This is a genomic window from Nostoc sp. DedVER02, assembly GCF_034530675.2.
Classification (GTDB): domain Bacteria; phylum Cyanobacteriota; class Cyanobacteriia; order Cyanobacteriales; family Nostocaceae; genus Nostoc.
This window is the reverse complement of the sequence record NZ_JAVRCP020000001.1, coordinates 517399-537485: the sequence shown is the minus strand read 5'-3', so window position 1 is coordinate 537485 and position 20087 is coordinate 517399. Positions and strand designations below refer to the sequence as shown.

Genomic DNA, 20087 nt, shown 5'->3' with positions numbered 1-20087 from the left:
ACAATTAGAAAAGATTATTTCTATTTACTGTAAAGGGTTTAGGCAAATCGCCGAAATTCATCAATACTTAATAGTATCGTGGTATATATCTTCGGAACAATAAGTTAGAGTAGAAGTCTTATTATCTCTAAACATAACGCAATTCTCCATGTTCCGACAAACTGCTTTTGGCATCGCTTTAAGTGCGCTTGTCCTTGCTAGTGGATTAACGACTGTTCCGATACCAAATCAGCCTTCTACGAATACATCCACCCGTAATAAGCTGTTGTCGCTTTTTTCCAGTCAGGCTGCTATATCGACTCCTACTTTTAAAACTACTGAGCTAGAAAAATCAGTTTTTGAGCAAATTAATCGATATCGGGCTTCTAAAGGACTGCCAAAGTTGACCCTAAATGCAAATATTACTCGACAAGCAAGAATTCATAGTCAAAATATGGCTAAGGGGAAAACTCCATTTAGCCATCAGGGATTTGAAGGACGAGTCAAAGCTATCCCTCTTCGCTACAACAGTGCGGCGGAAAATGTTGCTTTCAACCGGGGATATAGCAACCCTGTGGAGGAAGCTGTTACTGGTTGGATCAATAGTCCGGGACATCTCAAGAATCTGAAAGGAAATTATAACCTCACTGGAATTGGTGTTGCTACTAATAATCAAGGCGAAGTTTACCTGACACAAATGTTTTTTCGCACTAGGTAGATTTAATTTCTGGTTTTTTTGCACAATAATAATGTAGTGTCTGACAAGACTTTTTTCTGGTGGACACTGCTATTATTTTTGAATAATTCATGACATTACAAGATTTTCAGGTGAGCGATCGCGATCTTAGTGACGCAGCCCTTGGACAGTATTTAGAATCAAGTGCGATCGCAGTTGATACAGAAACGATGGGATTATTGCCACAGCGCGATCGCTTGTGTCTTGTCCAGCTATGCAACCCAGAAGGGAAAGTCACTGCAATCCGCATAGTCAAAGGACAAGCTGAAGCCCCAAATTTAAAAAAACTCTTGGAAGCGGCAAATATTGTAAAAGTGTTTCACTTTGCTCGATTTGATCTTGCCACTTTGCGGGTCAATCTGGGGATTCAGGTTAACCCTGTTTTTTGCACCAAAATTGCTAGTAAGTTAGCTCGTACTTACACAAACCGCCACGGACTCAAAGATGTGGTGCAAGAATTAGAAAAAGTGGAACTGGATAAAAGCTCTCAAAGTTCTGATTGGGGTAACGCCATTAGCTTATCTGAAGCTCAACTTAGTTATGCTGCTAATGATGTGCGCTATTTACTTAGTGTGAAGCAAAAATTAACAGAAATGCTCAAACGAGAAGAACGTTGGAAAATTGCTCAAGAATGTTTTGAATTTCTGCCAACTATAGTTTCCTTAGATTTATTGCAATTTAAGGATTTGTTTGAACATTAATCAAATATAGGAATCCGATTTGATTCCTGAATTACTCGTAGAGAGAGGGAATGGGGAAAAGTTTGTGAATGTCGTTCCTCCTCTCTACAACATGCTGTTCGCGTTCGCAATAACGCAAGGTTAGATTTTACAAAACTTATTAATACTGAAGGATAGCATTACAAAACAATCAAGATTAGACCTCTTGAAAAATCTTCTAATATTCCCCTAGTGTTTCGCTACAAGCAAAGAGGGGAAACCTTGATGTCATATCAAAGGTGCAGTAGGGTCTTTATTTTTGATTTTTGCAAGAGGTCTATGGTCAACTATCTAAGTTTACCTAAGAGCCAAGATTGGAATCATCTCTATCGGTAGCATTTTTAATGCCTTCTTTGACATTATTGGCTCCTTCTTGAATGCCTTCCTTAAGGTTACTAGCTCCCTCTTGAATGCCTTCCTTAAGCTTACTAGCTCCTTGCTTAACAGCTTCTGTCGCGCTAGTACCTCCCTTTGACTCATGTTCTTGATGACTTTTCAACCGATCTACAACATTGTACTCATCTGAACCTGGGGGAGTTTTTGATTCAACAATACCTTCTGTTGGCCCACCTATAGCTTTCCATGCGGCAAGACCACCTTTGAGTTGAGAGACATGCTCAAATCCATTAGAACGCAGTTGTTGTGCGGCTTGGGCGGTTTCTTCTTCATTAGCACCGTAAAGGTAAATATCACGGCTTTTATCCAAAGAAGGTACTGCACGCTGTACCAATTCATCTATTGGCATGGGCATTGCTCCCATAATGTGACCTTCGTTGAAGGTGTTGCGATCGCGTACATCCAGGATTGTAAAAGCTGGTTCGCCCCATTCTAGGCGAGATTTCAGCACATGAGCATCAGATTGTGATTCTATTGGTGGCTGTGGGGGAATGATGCCGCCGACTAAATTGTTAACCATACTTATCCTTTTGTGACGATATTAATAGCAATTTAACGGACTAGATATATTTAATTGCTCTTTCTATGGGATGAATTTATTCAAAATACCTCTGAGGATAGAGTAGCTAATTAAAATTTTTTCTACCATTTAATCCATTGCAAATACAGTCAAGTTAGACTATTAAGAAGGCTTTTTGTTTGTATTGATTTTAATAAAATATTTTGATTTTATATTTTAAATATTTAATTATTTTAAGATTTTTTGAAAAATAAGTTTTATATTAAGTTATTAAAATCCTATTTTAAATAGTCTAAAATTTAGTAAGCATTTAGCCATCATTCCTGGAATTACATAGCTTTTCGATATCTGCGATCGCTGAGAATTATGTCTATTCAATCTATTGCCGCACTATTAGAGTTACAAAAGCGGCAATATTGAGGCAATCTAATACCTATTTATTCACATCGTAAGATTTTGGGAGCAATTATTTTTGATGTTCATTGAATTGCCAATCTAACCAATATATTCATTGGTGGAGATAGGGAATAGGTTACAGGTTACAGTAAAAAACTTGTGTAATTAATTCTGTCTGATTACTTAACAAGACATTGTAGGGGTGCAAGGTCTTGCGCCTCTGCAAATATGCAAATAATTTCGGATAATTTATTTTTTGCAAGTCCCTAATGCCTAAAGCTATTGCTAATTTATGCTGACTCCAAGTTTTGTCTGTTAAAGCTGTTTTTGCTGTCGAAAACCTTCTGGTGATACTCTCATTCCTTGACTTGTCATAATCTCAGGCTGAGATTTGTAGTATACTATATGCTTAAAAGGGTAGCTATATGTAAATGCACGCTGAGTAAATTTTCGTAGTTCCTCTTCAGGAGCAAATACTCATTGGGTAAAGTACGACTGGGTAGAATCTGATTGGCTTATGGCTTGGTTTATCAGCCTTTATAGATAGCTAATTAATCATGGAGTGCGTTGCTTTTCCAAAGTTGTAGCAACTGCTGTCATGTCTGGTGTTTATCTAAAACTACTTGTGCTTGTAGAAATGGTCTTCAATTACACTTATTGTCAGTAAGTATAAAATTTATCTATTATACAACATGATTTCAAAAAGTATACAAACATCATACAATAGTTATACATTTTGTAAGCATTGCGATGGCTAAAGTTTTTGTAAGCTTCATGGAAAATTAATTGTATACAAGTACTACAGTAGCGATCGGACTCAGCAGAGACGCGCGTGAATCCACTCTCAACAGAAACACGTACAGCAAAACTGACGCAACAGCGCATCGCCCAATCTACAATAGGCAGCATTATGGTTATGATTACCGCTACTACTCCCAAAATTCTGATTGTTGATGACGACTTCGGCGTGAGAAATCTCGTCCATCGTTTTTTGAGTCGTAAATATCAAATAGAGGCGGCAGCAGATGGTAAAACTGCATTATCGATGTTTGAGCAATTCAACCCAGCTTTAGTAATTCTGGATTGGAATTTGCCGGATGTTAATGGTTATAACCTCTGTCAAGAAATGCAGAGTCGGACTAATGTTTTAGTCTTAATACTGACTAGTAGGACTGATGAGGCTGATAAAATTAAAATCTTGAGTGCAGGTGCTGATGACTTCATGACTAAACCATTTAGTCTTGCAGAAGTAGAAGTTAGAATAGAAGCACTTTTGAGGCGGATACGCTACATTAACCCTTCACCAACACAGCGGATTATTTTTAAGCAGCTGGTAATTAACCCAGAAGGCCGGGAGGTAACACTTAATGATAAGCTTCTTGCTTTAACAGCACTGGAATTTAATATTTTACATTTTTTGGCAAGTCATCCTAATCAGGCTTGGAGTCGCCCACAGTTAATCCAAAAAATCTGGGGTTGCGACTACGTAGGAGATGGCCGAGTGGTTGATGTGCATATTGGTCAACTTCGCAAGAAGATGGAAGTCGATCCTAGCGTACCAGAGTTTATTAAAACTGTGCGGGGCTATGGTTACAAGTTTGAAGCACCCGACGAAAATACTACTTCCTGAGCTTTCCAATTTCAGGAGTAGTTTATAATAAAGAATTTGCCAGCATTGTTTTCTTACTTGCTTAAGTAATTTTTCTGAGGCTTGACTTTATAATTTGCGTTACACCTCATACGTCTCAGGCGTTAGCCTTCTTGTTACAACCAAAAAGATACAAAAAAATACTAGCCATCCAAGAGTGAATGACTGGTTAAATTACCTTTACTTGAAATTAGTAAACAACTTCGAGAGGCAATTTATAAATTGTAAAAATAAATTGGGAAGGTATAAGACTGAGCGATTTAAACTGTACTTAAAAAATCACCTCATACTGACTTCACTGTTACTGCTAGCTGTAATCCCAATGCATCCAGTAATTTCCTCAGACAATAAAATTCAATTTCTCCTTGCTCAGATAACATCAAGTCAAGTTGCTCATAGGATTGCTTAACTTGCGCTGAAAACCGATCAATTCCACCCTGTGCCTCAATTAAATTCTTGAGCGCTTTTCCTAACATTTTAGGATCGCCCTCTTCTAGAACTACTTCGATATAAGATGCTGCTTCTAGTGGATCTTGGAGATGTTTAACTAGTCCTTCGTGATAGTTTACACTTCTAGGCATTATCTCTACTCCTATAGTCTTTCCAATATTCCTGAGCTTTATCAACATCTTGTTTCTGAGTGCTTTTATCTCCACCACATAAAAGAATAATAATTGTTATACCTTCTTGTCCAAAGTATATGCGGTAGCCTGGCCCATAGTCGATTCTCAATTCAAAAATACCTTCTCCAACTGACTTACAATCACCTAAATTACCATCTTCAACTCGGTCAAGTCTGGCTCTTATTTTAGCTTTTGCTCTTCTATCTCGCAGAGAATCAAGCCATTCATTAAAAATATTTTTTCCATCTACTGTCAGATAATTCCTAATTTCTCTTGGTTGCACTTCCATGATTCTTTGGACAAGTCTAGTTATAAATCATGAAATAATTCATAGTTTTTTCACCGCCAACTTTTGACTAACCAATTCAGCCGCTAAATGTATTGCTGCCTTCATACTCGTAGCATCAGCAATTCCTTTACCTGCAATATCAAATGCTGTTCCATGATCCGGTGAAGTGCGAACGAAAGGAAGACCTATAGAAGTATTAACTGCCCGATCAAACGCCATCAACTTTACAGGAATCAAGCCTTGGTCGTGATAAAGTGCCAAATAAGCATCAGCAGGATTTTTTACTACAGAATTTCCATACCAAGCTTGACCAGGTTTAACCCACATCGTATCTGGTGGTATCGGCCCATCTAGCTGTAATTGTGGTCTATTTTGCCGCTCTTGCTCCAACCAGGGAATTAACCAATCTTGTTCTTCATGTCCTAATTGTCCCTGTTCGCCACTGTGGGGATTCAAACCTGCGATCGCAATTCTCCCATTTTCTATCCCAAAATCTTTCTCCAAACACTCCACCAATAAATCTAGTTTTTGTGTCAACAACTGCGGTGTCAATGTATCCGCTACTTGACGTAAAGGAATATGTGTGGTAGCTAGTAAAGCGCGGAGTGTCCAATTAGTATAGGGCGATCGCGCTACAAATAACATCCCAAAACGGTCAACACCTGACTTTTGCGCCAAAAGTTCCGTTTGCCCTGGATAATTATATCCTGCGGCTTTCCAAGCAGATTTTGCGATCGGCCCTGTGACAATAGCATCAAATTTACCAGCAAGTGTTTGTGCGATCGCATATTCCATATAGGCGAAACTAGCCGCACCACTCGCCGCATTACCTATTCCTGGGATAATTTGACCTTTAATTTTTTCATCCAACTGCACGTCGCTGACAGACAACTCTTCTAGATTTGCCAAAGGTACTAAATTTTCAGTTAAATTCAATTTGTGATAAGTCTGTGCCAGCAAATCCGAGTTCCCTACCACTGTTACGTCGTATTTTTTACTAATTTCCGGTTCTGCTAAAGCTTTCAAAACTACCTCCGGCCCAATGCCAGCAGGATCTCCCAGTGTCAGCGCCAAACGCGGACGGTTATTTTGGCGAGAATTCACTAAGTTAATTTGGTTATTTTGATACATAGAATTTATTCATAATAATTATCATCAAGTTTTCTCCAATTTCCCTATTTTTTCCTCTCTCCAGTAGGGATTGCCCCCCAAACCAGTAGGGATTACTTGCTAAACTAGTTTAAAATTATTTACACGGGTCTAATCCTACAGTAACTCTTGAAAAGCTTCTGGTAGACCTAGTTTACACACACTAATTTGCATAAGGAGAATCACACTAATGGGCGGCGAAATTTTGAATGCAGCTGTATTGTCCTTCGGTTTAATCTTCGTAGGCTGGGGCTTAGGTGCTTTGTTACTAAAAATTCAGGGCGGAGAAGAATAATTGAGTGCTGAGTTAGGAGTGCTGAGTTAGGAGTTAGTAATTATTTCCCCTCATCTCCCTCATCCCCCTTATCTTTCTCATCCTCCCCCACTCCCCCACCCTTCTTTTCAAAAGTTCTGTTCGCCCCAAGCTGGCGTTCATACTTTTCCCTAACTGGGAAAAAAGCTTGTCCGTTTACCGGACAGCCATTTTCCCATGATTTTTTCCCTAAAAACCGATTTCCTGAGAAAAGATGTAAACTTTTGTTTGCATAGGTTATTCTGATAACATTCTTTTCATAAAACATTAAAATTTATTACAAACCTCATGACATTATTAATCGTCGGTGCCACTGGCACCTTAGGTAGACAAGTGGCTCGTCGTGCAATCGATGAGGGATATAAAGTACGCTGTCTCGTGCGGAGCAGTAAAAAAGCAGCTTTTCTTAAAGAATGGGGTGCGGAACTCGTAGCAGGAAATTTACGTTACCCCGATACCTTAACGGAAGCTTTAGTTGGTGTAACCCAAGTTATCGATGCGTCAACATCTCGCCCTACAGATTCACTGAGTATCAAACAAGTTGACTGGGAGGGCAAAGTAGCATTAATTCAAGCAGCAAAAGCAGCTGGTGTAGAACGTTTTATTTTCTTTTCAATTTTGGATGCCGATAAATATCCAGAAGTACCGCTAATGGAAATTAAGCGATGTACAGAACTTTTCTTGGCTGAGTCAGGCTTGAATTATACCATCTTGCGGCTAGCTGGTTTTATGCAAGGCTTAATCGGTCAGTATGGGATTCCTATTTTGGAAGGACAGCCAGTTTGGGTGACAGGTAATTCTTCTCCCATCGCCTATATGGATACTCAGGATATTGCTAAGTTTACAATCCGTGCATTGAGTGTACCTGAAACGGAAAACCAAGCTTTTCCTGTAGTTGGTACTCGTGCATGGAGTGCAGAAGAAATCATCAACCTGTGCGAACGCTTATCTGGAAAAGATGCCAGAGTAACGCGGATGCCGATAAGCGTACTGCGTGCTGTGCGGGGCTTAATGCGGTCTTTTCAGTGGGGATGGAACGTAGCAGACAGGCTAGCATTTACAGAAGTATTGGCTAGTGGTAAACAGCTAAATGCTTCAATGGATGAAGTATATACAGTTTTTGGTTTAGATCCGCAACAAACCACAACCCTAGAAAGCTATCTACAAGAGTACTTCAGCCGAATTATGAAGAAACTCAAAGAAGTAGACTACCAGAAAAATAAAAATAAAAAGCAAAAACCTAAAAAAACTCCTTTTAAACAGTCTTCAAAAGCCAATAGTCAATAGTCATTAAAAAACAGACATTAGTCATGAAACTCTAGACTTTGGATATCTGAATTTTAGATTAATGACTACATGACCAAAAATGTGTAACGATTACATAATACAAAGCATCGCCTAAACTTGGATATTTGAGTGTGCCGAAAGCAGGCATTATCTACAATGACGTTAAACCGGTAGCGGGTCGTGTCGCTATTGAGTTGAAAGACAAGCTAACCGCAGCCGGTTGGGATGTGTGTGTCACATCGAGTATCGGTGGAATACTGGGCTACTCTAATCCAGATAGTCCTGTATGCCACACCCCCATTGACGGTCTAACGCCCCCTGGTTTTGACTCAGATATGGAGTTTGCAGTGGTGTTAGGGGGAGACGGCACTGTTTTAGCAGCGTCTCGTCAGGTAGCCCCCTGTGGTATTCCACTATTAACAGTGAATACCGGTCACATGGGATTTTTGACAGAAACTTTCTTGAATCAATTGCCCCAAGCGCTAGAACAGGCAATGACGGGGGAGTATGAAATTGAAGAACGAGCCATGCTCACCGTCAAAGTATGTCGGGGAGATGCAGTGCTGTGGGAAGCCCTCTGCTTGAACGAAATGGTTCTGCACCGAGAACCATTGACCTCTATGTGCCATTTTGAAATTGTTATAGGTCGTCATGCACCAGTAGATATTGCAGCGGATGGTGTGATTGTTTCTACGCCTACTGGTTCTACAGCTTACTCATTGAGTGCTGGTGGCCCAGTTGTGACTCCTGGCGTACCTGTTTTACAGCTAGTACCCATTTGTCCCCATTCCCTAGCTTCTAGAGCATTAGTATTTCCAGATACTGAATCGGTCAACATTTATCCAGTTAACATTCCTCGGCTGGTGATGGTGGTAGATGGTAATGGAGGGTGCTATGTCTTTCCAGAAGATAGAGTATATATGGAGCGATCGCAATACAGTGTCCGATTTATTCGCCTACAACCGCCTGAGTTTTTCCGAATTTTACGAGAAAAATTAGGTTGGGGTTTACCACATATTGCCAAACCAACATCGGTGGAATTGCCGTAGTTATTGGGCATAGGGAATTGGGAATTGGGAATTGAGTATAATTATTCCCCTTGTCCCCTTGTCCCCATTCCCTAATTTCCTTCCAGAATTACTGGTATAAGGATGGTATTTGGATGTAGTTATTAAGATTGCATCAGAGAATTCGATGGCTGACACCTGAACGTGCTAAAAGATTCTTAGCCGTGCGTCAAATCAGGATTGCTCCATCATTCAAAACTCGTAATTGCACTTTATAACTGATGTAAAGATTTTCTCTAGAACATCTTTACAATCCCAAATCCAATATCCCAAATTGTTATGACAGTTGCTTCAAGTCCCTGTGTTTTGGTGATTGAAACCGATGAGAGCCTAGCAAATCAGCTTGCTTGCGATTTGCAAGAAGCTGGCTATGAATCAATATTGGCTCATGATGCAACCAGTGGTTTGCAATACTGTAGCGATCACCAACCTGCTTTAATTGTTGTAGACCGGATGCTAGCAGGAGAATCAGGACTCTCATTGTGTAAGAATCTGAGAAGCATTGGTATGCGATCGCCTGTATTGATTTTAATGGCAAGGGATACAGTTGACGATCGTGTAGCTTGTCTAGAAGCAGGGGCGGATGATTATATCCTCAAGCCTTACCGTTCAGAAGACTTTTTAAAGTTAATTCGCCTCTACTTAAAACCCGATGTCGATACCACGGAACAATTACGTTTTGGGGATCTAATTTTGGACATCGCCACTCGCCGCGCTATCCACGGCGGACGGGCAATTGACTTGACAATGAAGGAATTTGAACTATTAAAATTCTTAATGGAACATCCCCGTGAGGTGTTAACCCGCGAACAAATTTTAGAGAATGTTTGGGGTTATGACTTTCTGGGTGAGTCAAATGTTATTGAAGTATACATCCGTTACTTACGTCTCAAAATCGAAGATGAAGGTCAAAAGCGCCTCATTCAGACAGTACGGGGCGTAGGGTACGTTTTGAGAGAATCCTAATACAGATGCCGGGAGTTTGCCTAGCTTTGACAATGGGTTTAAGCCCATTGTCTAGTTAATTGAGGCTAAAAACGGCTGTGTATTGCCAGACAAATAAAAGCGTGAGTTTTCTAGCTGAAATTCTGTAAAATTGAAATCTAAATTACAAAACCACAAATAATTATGAATCGTTGGCTAGGTTTATTCTCAATGTTACTGAGTGTTTTGTTGATGGGCTGTTCTGTGCCAACAACGGCTAAACCTCCAACTCCTACGTCTGGTTCTCAAACTCCAGCACCAGAGAGTTTAGGTCAAAAACTACCAATTTCAGCTAAAGCTATTCTTCCTAATGGCACAACGATTCAGCTAGAAGTGGCAAAGACACCACAACAGCAACAGATGGGGTTGATGTATCGGCCAGCTTTGCCAGATAACCGAGGAATGCTATTTGGGTTCCCTTCACCACAACCAGTTAGTTTCTGGATGAAGAATGTACCTGTAGCCTTGGATATGGTATTTTTACAAAACGGTGTAGTTAAATATATCCAAGCTTCTGCACCTCCTTGTGCAAGTGAACCTTGCCCTACCTATGGCCCGAAGACACCAATCGATAAGGTAATTGAACTTCGCTCTGGAAGGGCTGCCGAATTGAAGTTGAAGGTGGGCGATATTGTGAAAATTCAGTTTTGAGACTTAGCTACTTTGCGGGGATAAAGATTTGGATGGTTGCTCTGTTCAGAGCCTATACTACCTAAATCTATGTTTTTTTTGTAAAAAATGTGACCTCTTGTGGCAAAAAGTCATCTGTAACGCTACTATTTAAAAACTGTGGTAATAATGTAAATTTCTACTGTCTCCAACCTGAAATCGTGGTCTTAAGGTTTGGCAAAAATATACCCTTGGGCGTAAGTGTAAATAGCCGCCAATAAGAGAGTATAGGCTATGGAAAGTTGGTTACTACTTATGTAATTAAATAAAGTACACAAGTAAATAAAATGGAGCCAATTTAACTAAGTAAAAATACTGCTTGAAAATCGAGCAGATGGAAAGCCTCTCTTAAAGGCAAATCAAAAAAACTGTGCTGGGGTGTATAGCCAATAACGGCACAGTGACAGATGAAATACTGGCTACTGGCTACCGAGCAATGGTGAACTGATATATGACAATACATTCTGCACTAGGAGGTGAGATCCAAATGTCACCATCAAAATATTCTCGACTGATTCATTTTTTGCAAGAAGATTTGGCAATTTCCACAGCATCGCTGGCGGTTGCACTGCGTCATCGGGAGCAAGATCCAGGCCCTTTGGCAATGATTCTTTGGCAGTATGGTTTGATTACTCTAGAGCAGTTAGACCAAATTTATGATTGGCTGGAAACGGCATAGGAGATGCCGATTCTGGATTTTGGATTTTGGAGTAAAAGTATCTAGCAAAAGGTTGTTACTTGAATCTCAAGCAATACTCAATCAATATTATTTATCATACAAATTTGGGATTATACTAAGTCACCATTAGTATTGTTTGGTGTCAAAGTATTTGTGTGACTATCTCTCTATCTCTGAAGCAAATAATACTATCTAGGGCAACTTGGTATCATTTAGGAGAATTCAAGCATGTCACATGAACTCTAGATTAGACAAAGGTTGATATATAAGTTTATGAACTCTGACGGTTTTTACACATTTACATACAACAAATAAAAAGAGCAAGTTGATCATTTAACTCGCTCTTTTTATTTAATGCTGAGTAATTAGGACTGATTAAACACTCTAACTGCTGCTGCTATACCAGATCCAGGTGTGAAGTCTTCGTATCCAAGTTCTGTTAGGGTAACTTCTAAAGATGCTATACAGCTAAGGATATCGCGATCGCTCACAAAGCCCAAATGACCAATGCGGAAAATCTTATTACTCAAATGGTCTTGACCACCAGCTAGGGCGATATCAAAGCGTTTTTTCATCAATGACCGAATCTTATCCGATTCAATGCCCTGTGGTGCTACGGCCGTAATTGCTGGGCTAGCGGAACTATCTGCTGCAAATAGGGGTAAATTCAACCCTTGAATGGCGGCGCGGGTAGCATTCTTAAGGCGTTCATGTCGAGCAAATATTGACTCCAAACCTTCCTCTTTCATGATTCGTAACGTGGTGTGCAGCGCTACGATCAAATTCACAGGGGGAGTAAATGGAGTTGTATTTTTGGCTGTGGCTTTGCGATATTTGCCTAAATCCAAATAATATTTTGGTAGCTTCGCAGTTTTGTAAGCTTCCCAAGCTTTAGGGCTGACAGAAACAAAACCCAATCCTGGCGGAATCATGTAACCTTTTTGAGAACCAGAGGCGACTATATCCAAACCCCAAGCATCCACGGGGAGATTGAACGCGCCCAAGCTAGTGACGGCATCAACGATAATTAAAGCTTCACCGTGTTCTTTGACGTGGCGGTTGATGCTTTCTAAATCATTCAACACACCAGTCGAGGTTTCGCTGTGGGTAATGATTACGGCTTTGATTTGCTTTTGGGTATCTGCTTGGAGTTTTTCGGCAAATACTTTGGGGTCTAAGGGTTTTCCCCATTCCACCTTAACTTCTTCTACATTCAAACCGTAGGCTTGACCGACTTCTACCCAACGTTCGCCAAATTTACCATTAGAGCCAACTAAAATGCGATCGCCTGGAGAGAGAAAATTAATTATTCCGGCTTCTACAGCACCCGTACCACTGACATTTAGCGTCAGCACATCACTTTGAGTTTGGTGCAACCACTTGAGGTTTTCCGTCACCTCTGCCAAGATATTGCTAAATTCACTAGTCCGGTGTCCAATCGGATGCTTGGCTAATGCCAGTAAAGCAGCTTCTGGCACCGGCGTTGGGCCTGGAATCATTAGCATCAGCTTATCGTTCATGTTTCTATCCTAAAAGTCAAATAAAAGTCAAAATTGTGGGAATTTGGTTTAGTCTGGTAGCAAATTCTAGATATTTCTCTACAAATTACACTCAGATCGCCACCAGTCTTGTTGTATATTTTCCAAATCCATAGGAAAAGTATCGTGGGAGTTAATTAACGGTCAGCTTGACCTTCGCAATTATACGAGACTCCAACTCAGATAAAATCTCTGTTCTAGGCGATCTTACCATACACTTAGACACCAGATTCAGTCCCTTGGCTGTAGGTGAGCGCCTATTGGAGACTAGCAGATTCGTCGGTGAAAAAGCTGTGTTTTGCTTCAACGAAGGAAGTAACGGCTTACACTATACGGAATTGGGTGTCACCGTTTGCGAAGAGATAGAAGATACCTAACCCAAAATGAGTGAATTTGCTTTGCTTAAGAATTGCTATTCTCTAAACAATACTTCTATCTATTGAAGAGGTAATAATTTCTTTCGGTCTAAATCACTTTTCTGTCAATATCCAAGCTATCTTTCGCTTACTAAATAACAATTTCCATTGATAATTTAAGGTTTATTTGCTACCAAATTGGAAATATTTATGCTGATAATTGCTGCATATTTTGAATCAGTACCTAAAGATAGTAATCGCTAATAAACTATAATTTTTTATACTATACTTATAAATTTGCTACAGTTGTGCTTAGTTTTTTTAGTTACTATTCATGGTGAGTCGTTTTTAACTAGTGTTCAGTTTATAAACTGTCACTCACCAGAACCCTTGTTTTCTTGTAAAAGAGATATTCTTAGTTAGTGCAAGGAGTGATACCATTTCACCAAATGTTTGTCACAAGTTATCCCCGCAATGCTCCCTAATAAGGGAGTGTTGCAGGTTTCAAATGTTGCATCAAACAAGTGAGTTGGTATAAGCTTTTACGAAGGAGCGCTTGAGTGAGCAAAACTCTCAAGCGTTTTTTCGTGTATAAATAAAACAGTTTAACTCTCTGGACAATAATAGAATTAATAATATTTTTACCAGTAAACTTAATTCTCAGTATCACCAGAATATCTAGGTGAAATAACAATGATGGTCTGAATTATCAGTAAGATCATGTTATCGACAGTATCTACAATTTGCTGGTTATTTGATTCCCTTTCCACAGCAAATACCACGCTGGATGATACAAATTAAAAAAGTTTAGGTGCAGAGATTACTTCAGATAAATTAGCAAATTCAATCCTGGAATTGTGCGGGAAAGAGTCCACAAAACTAATGTGATGTAAATTACACCTAAACTCCATTGATACCAAGCAAGTGTAGAAATGATACCTGGTAAGTGTTCGTCTCGTAGGCGAATGTCGTTAAATCCTAATTTGACTAGGTTGTTGAGACTAAAATCATAATAGTTGAGCCAGTTCCAACGGCGATCGCTCAATAGAGGCATATATCGTTCCCGAAATGTCTGATTCCTGGGGATGACTGGTAAACGCCCAATCAACAATCGTAACTGGCGAAATGTGCCGTCTTCGGTAAAATAAGAAACGTTCATTAAGTCATGATAACGACCTTGTTGGTAAAGTCGGATTAATAACGCCAGTGGTACAGGAACAAGAATTATGAAAAGACACCCCAATGTCAGCCAAGGTTGTTGAGCATTACGAAAGATAGCTAGTAAACTCAAGAATTCTAAAACGCTAAAACTGACTAATATCGAAATGGTTTCGTAGGATGTGGGAATAATTGGTACGGGATGCAAGCGACGATAACGATCCACTAGCCAGAATAGTAAACCGAAATAGGCGATCGCAACTCCTCCCACGCCAAACACTAACCAAAAATTTGTACCATAGCCACTCAACAACAGCAGTACACTCAACCCCAACCAACTCCAAGCTTGTAGTAACCACCCACCGATAGAAAGGGATTCACCAACACTTAAGCGATGGCTAAGTTGAGTATATTTTTCTAAATCGATGTCTGCTAAAGTTAGTAACTCATTGCTATTACGAAAATATTTTATCAAACGACGCTGGGCGATCGCTGCGGCTTGAGTTGCAGAAAAACCTAATTTAATCAAACTTGTAACACTTGCACTATTAATATTCGTAGCTGTCAAACGGCGACTCATTTCTACTAATCGCAGTTCTTGTTTTGTGTATTCCAGTTCATTAGCATCAGCAACTTGTTGTTGTTGACGAAAATTTTGCCCCAAATTTCGCAAGATATTTTGATTCCCTTGCAATGTTGGGATGCAGAACATCTTACCAATCTGACCGGGATTACCTAAAATTTTTGCTTGGTTAGAATTAAAAGTTAAACCAGGTACGCTTAAACAAGCTTCTGTAGAAAATCTGGCATCACTGAAATCTGCTTGATTAAGAATGCTTGCACCTTGCAAATTCACCGATTGATTAAACTCCACTTCTCGAAATATTACAGCTTGCTCAAAAGTTGCTTCTCTTAAAAGGAGAGACTGATTAAAGTTTGATTTACTAAACTGGGCTTGATTGGCAAAGCGAACATCAGAAAAATCAGCGTTTTCCTGCCACTGGATACTACTGAATTTAGCTAACTGCTTAAAAGTTGCTTGGTTGAAGTTGGCAGGTTTTTCAAAGATAATACCTTGAAAATCAGCGATTTCTTGAAATTGGGTTTGCTTAAAATTAGCTTTTTCAAAAAAAATACTGCCCTGAAAGTTGATTGGTTGCTTGAATTTAGTACCGTTAAAGGTGACAGGACGAGCAAATCTGGTTTCAACCCAATTAGTTGATTGGAGAAAATTTGCACCTTGGGCATCCACAGACTGAAGAAAGAATGTATTAGAAAAGTTCATTTCCCCATTGAAGCGAGTTTGCACGAGTTTCAAGACACCGCGAAAGACAGCAATTTCACTGGCTGGGGTAGATTCTGTTCCTAATAGCGATCGGCAATCTTTAGAATTTACTAATGACTCTAGACAAACAAATCGTAAACGTTCTAGTTCTTGTTTTTCTATAGCAGTGAAAATTGGAGCAATGCCTTGAGCATACAATGGTGTTCTTAAGCCTAAATCGCTGCCTACAAAATCCCCCAAAATCAAAGCATAACTGAGGTCTAAACCCAGAGGTTTTGCACCTAACTCTTTTCGTAGTAGTTTATAAAAAGCATCACTAAAGCTAGCGTTTTCTGGGCGCAAATCAATCACCATCTTCTGCAAATCTACCGTCAAATTGCCTTCGCGGAGTGTTGGTGTGCGTAGACGTTCTTGCAATAATTCTAGGGTTAAGGGTGTGCGTTCTGGTTGCGCCTGTGCTGCCGAACCAGGGAGGGGGAGGAAGAGGAGAATTGATAAAACATAAAGGTACGCTAAGGAAAGCGCAAAGAAGCGCTGAGAAACTCCTCTGCGTACCTTTGCTTTTAACCTCTGTGTACCTACCCTACAGGAAGGCGTTCGCGTAGCGTCTCGTAGAGAAGCGCCTATGCATTTAAAAAATAAATTATGCAAATTGTCCGATCATTCGTCGTTAATTAGTAGAACAATTTTACCCGTCACTGAACCGTTTTCAATTAGTTGGTGCGCCTTAGCCGCTTCTTTCAAAGGAAATTTGTGGCTAACATGGATTTTTAACTTGCCTTCATCAATCCACGTGGCACATTGTTCGAGAATTTCTGCTTGGTGCTGGAGGCTTTCTTCTAATCCTAGCAACGCTGGTGTGAGCATTAATTCTAAACCAATGCGGAGATTGCGTTGTCTAGCAGTTTTCCAAACAGTATTGGCATCTGGTTCGAGAATCGTCACAATATCACCATAGACTCGTACTGCGGGGAAGGTTTTGTGAAAGGTTTCGCCGCCTACGGTATCAAAAGCCAAGTCTACGCCTTCGTTGTTAGTCCAATCTAATGCTGCTTGTACAAAGTCTGTTTGTTTGTAAAAAATTACATGATCGGCACCTAATTGTTTGACGAAATCAGCTTTTTCTTCAGAACTGACTGTAGTAGTAACAGTAGCACCTTTGAGTTTCGCCAATTGAATTGCGACATTACCGACACCACCAGCACCCGCATGAATCAAAACCCTTTCCCCAGGTTCCAATCGTCCCCGTTCGTATAAAGCTTCCCAGGCAGTGATTAATACTAAAGGCGCTGCTGCGGCTTCAGCAAAGGAAATAGACGCGGGTTTACGTGCGACAAATCGCTCATCCACAACGGTATATTCAGCATAATTACCTTGGTGTGCGCCCAATCCGCCGTAGCAAAAATATACTTCATCGCCTGGGCGAAAACGCTGAACACTAGAACCTACTGCTTCGACTACACCAGCACCATCACATCCTAAAATTGTCGGCGTGCGATCGGGGTAGAAAGTGCCTCGGCTACGAAGTTTAGTGTCAATGGGGTTAATGCCCGCCGCCACCAAACGCACTAAAAGTTCAGTATTCCCTACAGGAAGCATGGGATTTGGGACTTCCTGCAATTGCAGAACTTCAGGACTGCCAGCTGTTGCCATCAAGACTGCTTTCACAATTCTTTCCTCCTGGCTTTAGATGCACGTTTATTTGCAACTTTAGCGCAAGAGGGTAGACACAAAGTTATATTTGGGGGAAAACTGCGTAGGCGTAACCTATCTTAGACATCACCTTAAAGTTATAAGCTGAAGGGATATCGTAGTGTCAGGGCTGTTGGTCAACGCTACAGAATTATTTATAAAGTAGAACTAGAGAAAGTGGTGGTTTTAGTGGTTGGGGTAGGACTACGGAAAGAGGGCGACAAAGGGGACATTTATACACTCTTGCAGAGATTGTTATAGGATTACTATTTGATTTTTGAACGAAATTAGGTATTGTAGCGTGTATTACAACGAAGTTCGTAACGCACTATCATCAGAAGTTTGATGCCGTACTCTTTGCGCTCACATCCTACGGATATTTTCTCCAAATCAAACCGGATTCCTGTAGAAGAATAAGTAATGCTCGATCAAGGCTCCTCTATATCTGATTTTTGAAAAGAAAAAACCGCGAAACATTATGTTTCACGGCTTTCTGTGTGGTGTGAGGAGTTTAACTCAATATCATCATAAAGTAACAGCCCAAAAACAACATACTGGTAACAATTTTGGTAACAGACTTTTTTAGCAACCTTACAACAAAGCACCACCACAGCTAGAACCACACCCAGCAGTACAACCATAGCAATAAGCAGCAGTTTGTATTTCACTAATCAGGTCTAAACTGCCAGCTTCTAACAATTTGCTAACTGTTAAGGTTTTACCCTTGCCAGTTTTTGCAGGCAAATTCATCATTTGGTTAAAGTCACAATCATAAACATTTCCTAGATAGTCAATTGATAGTTCATCGCGGCACATCAAATGTTCAACCGTATCAGCATTAAAGTGTGACTCTAAAAACTGCAAATAGCTGGTGTACAGTTTTCTCCGTTCTAAATGCATTTTGGTTCTACCAACTGGAAGGTTGGTAATGGTGAAGAGGTTGTTGAACACTATATTAAAATGTTCTTGTAAGAACATTTTGTAATCTTGTTCTAGGTTAGCCTGTTCAGGAGCTAAGGAAAATTTTTCATTTGTGGGTAACTGGGGATTAAATATCAAATCCAAAATTAGATTTTCCTCTTTACCATAGCCAAGCTGGTTAAGCCATTGTAAAGCTTTGACTGAACTATCAAAAACGCCAGAACCGCGCATTTTATCAACATTATCTGCTAAATAGCAAGGTAGAGAAGCTACAACTCTTATTTGGTGTTGAGCAAAATATTCTGGTAAATCAGCAAATCCATCTTCAAAATAAATGGTCAAGTTAGACCGGACAATTACCTGCTTTCCGGTTGCTCTTGCCGCTTCTACTAATGGCTTAAAACCATAATTCATTTCTGGTGCGCCACCAGTCAAATCCACAATTTTAATTTCGGGAAATCTATGAATTAGCGAAATCAATTGTTCGCAAACTTCAGGAGAAAGTTCTTCTGTACGTTTTGGCCCAGCTTCAACATGGCAGTGTGTGCAAGAAAGGTTACAACGTTTACCTAAATTAATTTGTAAAACCGTGATTCCCTTTTTTATCAAATGGGAGTTGAGTTTATTTTTAAATGATGTAATTGTTGTTGAATCTGGCGTAACTTTTGATTGAGTTTGCATTAGCTACTACTCCTTAAAAATGTAAAAATATATTCAATTTTTCTAACCTTGCAATAATCTGTAAGTTATTCCACTAATAATTGCAGCAGTAGGTAAAGTTAAAATCCACGATAATAATATCTGAGAAAAAACACGTATATTAGATTTTTTTGAAGTTAACCCTACTCCAAAAATAGAACCAACTGAAACATAAGTGGTAGAAATGGGAAAACCAAATCGACTAGCTAAAATAACCAGAATTGCAGTCACTATATTTGCTGATAAGCCTTGAGTATGATTGATTGAGGTAATTTTTTCACTCATGGTAATAGCAACTTTTTGGGAGTTGAGTAAACCACCAAGTGCCATTGCGATCGCAATCGTGATCATTCCCCCTTGAATCGAAAAATACTCAATAATCAAAACGATGGAGAAAATTTTAGGAGTATCATTTAATCCTCTAGCAAAACTTACAACTCCAGCGCTGATAAAATGGCAATTATCAATTATTTTCTGATTTAATTGTAGGTTCCATTTAGAATTTATATAGCCAGATAAGCTGTAAATTCCTGCTCCCAAGGAAATAGCAATGATGGGACTGAGTAATAAAGGTAAAATAAAAGAAGTTCCCAAAGCTGCAAAATTAACTTTGAGTCCGATCGCAACTAATCCAGCGCCAATAATAGCACCTGTTAAACTGTGAGTTGTGGAAACGGGAAACCCCATGAGGGTGGCTGTTAGTATAGTTAAACCAGCTGCGATCGCAACTGCTAGATGAAATTCTGGTGTATTAGCGATCGCATCAGGTACTAATCCTTTCCCAGAAAAGTTTTTAATTAGTGTACTTGCAAAAAAAGTTGCAGTTACCGCACCACCTAAAGTTGTAAAAGTTGCCCACAAAATTGCTGTTTGATAGCTGCTGGTTCGGCTGCCAAACAACGTTGCTACCCCTTTAAAATTGTCATTACCCCCATTAGAATATGCTAAAAAAAGCGTAGCGATAAATAGACTAATTAACAACAT

General features: G+C 39.8%; 19 protein-coding genes and 1 pseudogene. 10 read left to right on the top strand and 10 right to left on the bottom strand.

Annotation, left to right across the window (positions count from 1 at the left end; translation table 11 throughout):
- Positions 1-148: 148 nt before the first annotated feature.
- Positions 149-697, top strand: a complete 549-nt coding sequence (locus RMZ41_RS02345; protein WP_322645040.1) for a CAP domain-containing protein — start codon at positions 149-151, stop codon at positions 695-697.
- An 89-nt stretch (positions 698-786) separates the two neighbouring features.
- Positions 787-1416: a ribonuclease H-like domain-containing protein gene (locus tag RMZ41_RS02340; RefSeq protein WP_322645041.1), complete on the top strand. Its 630-nt coding sequence runs from the start codon at positions 787-789 to the stop codon at positions 1414-1416.
- A 487-nt stretch (positions 1417-1903) separates the two neighbouring features.
- On the opposite strand, the pseudogene RMZ41_RS02335 reads toward RMZ41_RS02340, so the two are convergent.
- Positions 1904-2350: pseudogene (locus RMZ41_RS02335) on the bottom strand (rhodanese-like domain-containing protein); the annotation flags it as partial.
- 1306 nt (positions 2351-3656) lie between these two features.
- On the opposite strand from RMZ41_RS02335, the gene RMZ41_RS02330 reads away from it, so the two are divergent.
- A complete protein-coding gene (locus tag RMZ41_RS02330) occupies positions 3657-4376 on the top strand; it encodes a response regulator transcription factor (protein WP_322645121.1) in 720 nt (239 codons plus the stop codon).
- Positions 4377-4678: 302 nt separating this feature from the next.
- Here RMZ41_RS02330 and RMZ41_RS02325 read toward each other — a convergent pair whose 3' ends face one another.
- From RMZ41_RS02325 to pdxA, 3 genes are read right to left on the bottom strand one after another with little or no spacing between them, the layout of a single operon-like run.
- Entirely contained in the window at positions 4679-4975 is a 297-nt protein-coding gene (locus RMZ41_RS02325; protein WP_322645042.1) for a hypothetical protein, read from the bottom strand.
- Positions 4968-5306: a type II toxin-antitoxin system RelE/ParE family toxin gene (locus RMZ41_RS02320; RefSeq protein WP_322645043.1), complete on the bottom strand. Its 339-nt coding sequence runs from the start codon at positions 5304-5306 to the stop codon at positions 4968-4970. The genes RMZ41_RS02325 and RMZ41_RS02320 overlap by 8 nt, the downstream gene beginning before the upstream one ends.
- Before the next feature lie 39 nt (positions 5307-5345).
- Entirely contained in the window at positions 5346-6437 is a 1092-nt protein-coding gene (pdxA, locus tag RMZ41_RS02315) for a 4-hydroxythreonine-4-phosphate dehydrogenase PdxA (RefSeq protein WP_322645044.1), read from the bottom strand.
- A 208-nt stretch (positions 6438-6645) separates the two neighbouring features.
- On the opposite strand from pdxA, the gene RMZ41_RS02310 reads away from it, so the two are divergent.
- Complete coding sequence (locus RMZ41_RS02310) at positions 6646-6750, top strand: PetM family cytochrome b6-f complex subunit 7 (protein WP_094330898.1); 105 nt, start codon at positions 6646-6648, stop codon at positions 6748-6750.
- Positions 6751-6790: 40 nt separating this feature from the next.
- Here the strand turns inward: RMZ41_RS02310 and RMZ41_RS02305 are convergent, their stop codons facing one another.
- Positions 6791-7036: a hypothetical protein gene (locus RMZ41_RS02305; RefSeq protein WP_322645045.1), complete on the bottom strand. Its 246-nt coding sequence runs from the start codon at positions 7034-7036 to the stop codon at positions 6791-6793.
- A gap of 20 nt (positions 7037-7056) precedes the next feature.
- Between RMZ41_RS02305 and RMZ41_RS02300 the strand changes: the two genes are divergently transcribed.
- The 5 genes from RMZ41_RS02300 to RMZ41_RS02280 all read left to right on the top strand — a co-directional run bounded on the left by RMZ41_RS02300 (position 7057) and on the right by RMZ41_RS02280 (position 11454).
- The gene (locus RMZ41_RS02300) at positions 7057-8055 is read left to right on the top strand and encodes an SDR family oxidoreductase (RefSeq protein WP_322645046.1); all 999 of its coding nucleotides are present in this window, start codon (positions 7057-7059) and stop codon (positions 8053-8055) included.
- A 131-nt stretch (positions 8056-8186) separates the two neighbouring features.
- A complete protein-coding gene (locus RMZ41_RS02295) occupies positions 8187-9104 on the top strand; it encodes an NAD(+) kinase (protein WP_322645047.1) in 918 nt (305 codons plus the stop codon).
- A 297-nt stretch (positions 9105-9401) separates the two neighbouring features.
- Positions 9402-10088, top strand: coding sequence for a response regulator transcription factor NblR (gene nblR, locus RMZ41_RS02290; RefSeq protein WP_322645048.1), 687 nt, complete (start codon positions 9402-9404; stop codon positions 10086-10088).
- Between the two features lie 162 nt (positions 10089-10250).
- Positions 10251-10757 (top strand): DUF192 domain-containing protein, encoded by a 507-nt coding sequence (locus RMZ41_RS02285; RefSeq protein ID WP_322645049.1) that lies wholly within the window; start codon positions 10251-10253, stop codon positions 10755-10757.
- A 469-nt stretch (positions 10758-11226) separates the two neighbouring features.
- Positions 11227-11454 carry a DUF2949 domain-containing protein gene (locus RMZ41_RS02280; RefSeq protein WP_322645050.1) on the top strand — a complete coding sequence of 76 codons (228 nt, stop codon included), beginning with the start codon at positions 11227-11229 and terminating at the stop codon, positions 11452-11454.
- Positions 11455-11819: 365 nt separating this feature from the next.
- On the opposite strand, the gene RMZ41_RS02275 is transcribed toward RMZ41_RS02280, so the two are convergent.
- Positions 11820-12974, bottom strand: coding sequence for an alanine--glyoxylate aminotransferase family protein (locus tag RMZ41_RS02275; RefSeq protein WP_322645051.1), 1155 nt, complete (start codon positions 12972-12974; stop codon positions 11820-11822).
- A gap of 167 nt (positions 12975-13141) precedes the next feature.
- Between RMZ41_RS02275 and RMZ41_RS02270 the strand changes: the two genes are divergently transcribed.
- On the top strand, positions 13142-13369 hold the full coding sequence (locus RMZ41_RS02270) for a hypothetical protein (protein WP_322734407.1): 228 nt from the start codon (positions 13142-13144) through the stop codon (positions 13367-13369).
- A 799-nt stretch (positions 13370-14168) separates the two neighbouring features.
- Here the strand turns inward: RMZ41_RS02270 and RMZ41_RS02265 are convergent.
- The 4 genes from RMZ41_RS02265 to RMZ41_RS02250 form a co-directional block, all read right to left on the bottom strand.
- Positions 14169-16442: a pentapeptide repeat-containing protein gene (locus tag RMZ41_RS02265; protein WP_409874696.1), complete on the bottom strand. Its 2274-nt coding sequence runs from the start codon at positions 16440-16442 to the stop codon at positions 14169-14171.
- Positions 16443-16451: 9 nt separating this feature from the next.
- Positions 16452-17459, bottom strand: a complete 1008-nt coding sequence (locus RMZ41_RS02260) for a zinc-dependent alcohol dehydrogenase family protein (RefSeq protein ID WP_322645052.1) — start codon at positions 17457-17459, stop codon at positions 16452-16454.
- Positions 17460-18074: 615 nt separating this feature from the next.
- Complete coding sequence (arsS, locus tag RMZ41_RS02255; RefSeq protein ID WP_322645053.1) at positions 18075-19085, bottom strand: arsenosugar biosynthesis radical SAM (seleno)protein ArsS; 1011 nt, start codon at positions 19083-19085, stop codon at positions 18075-18077.
- Positions 19086-19127: 42 nt separating this feature from the next.
- Positions 19128-20087, bottom strand: a complete 960-nt coding sequence (locus RMZ41_RS02250; protein ID WP_322645054.1) for an inorganic phosphate transporter — start codon at positions 20085-20087, stop codon at positions 19128-19130.